This window comes from Vibrio sp. 704 (assembly GCF_033339295.1).
The window spans coordinates 1-938 of record NZ_JAWOUH010000180.1 but is presented as its reverse complement, the minus strand read 5'-3'; the positions used below and the strand labels follow the sequence as shown (position 1 = coordinate 938).

2 protein-coding genes are annotated in these 938 nt (G+C 41.9%); both read right to left on the bottom strand.

The features are described from left to right. Positions 1-419 (bottom strand): putative 4-hydroxy-4-methyl-2-oxoglutarate aldolase (locus R7R24_RS25315; RefSeq protein WP_318119856.1); only part of this gene is annotated, 419 nt, incomplete at its 3' end. A 53-nt stretch (positions 420-472) separates the two neighbouring features. Continuing rightward, entirely contained in the window at positions 473-880 is a 408-nt protein-coding gene (locus tag R7R24_RS25310; protein WP_011105673.1) for a DUF3293 domain-containing protein, read from the bottom strand. Positions 881-938: the final 58 nt, after the last annotated feature.

Below are 938 nucleotides of genomic sequence, written 5' to 3'. Positions count from 1 at the left end.
GCTTGAACAATTTGGTTCAGCATCTTTAACGTCACGTTGACTTCACCCACACCACGCTTTTCCGTTTTAAACGGGCATGTACCCAGCGCTTGCACTCCTATGTCCATTTGCGACATTTGTGCCACATCACGCACTGCTCCGTACACGATGATACCTTCCCAACCATTTTCGATACCGAGTATCGCCAGCTGGTCACCAAGCAGCGCTTTTTGGCAGGAACCGTGTCCATCAACAATCAAGACTTTGCCAGTGCCATCCTGTTCTAGAACTTCACGTACTTTAGAATTATCGTGATAGCAACGCACTGTGACAATTTCGCCATGAAAGGCGGTACGTTGACCAAAGTTCTGTAGCGGTAAATTTAGCAACGTCACTTGGTCTTCAAATTGATCACAAATATCTGGTGTTATGTCTCTCATATTTCCTCCGTGAATTTGCTCGCTCGGGCATAACCCCAACGAGAGATATCCTGTTATACGAGCCTGTCGTTAATTTTTCCTAGCCAATGTTTTTTGCTCGGTGCCGCGCACGCAACTAAGTAAAGATCACCATCTATCACATAGTAAATGGCATTTTGTTGAAACACTTTTGCCAATCGCACAGCCTCTTCTAATGATATATCCGCCGCAAAACTCTCTTCACACCATTCAAAGCTGCGATCACCTACGTTAACGAGCACGTAATTCGCGTGTTTAAGTTGTTTTTCTAACTCTTGATTACTTATGCAGTTCTCTTTCTTTGACCGCAAATTACTGTAGGGGTTCCAAGCAGTTATCACCGCATAACTTGACGTATGCCATTCAGCCTCAAAATGAAAAAAAGATTCTGAATAAGCATTCCATAACGATACATCTATGTTCGTATTACTTTTTTCTATCATAAGTCTTAAACGATTAATAACAGTTACATTTCATCAATTGATATAAATCAACAAACTG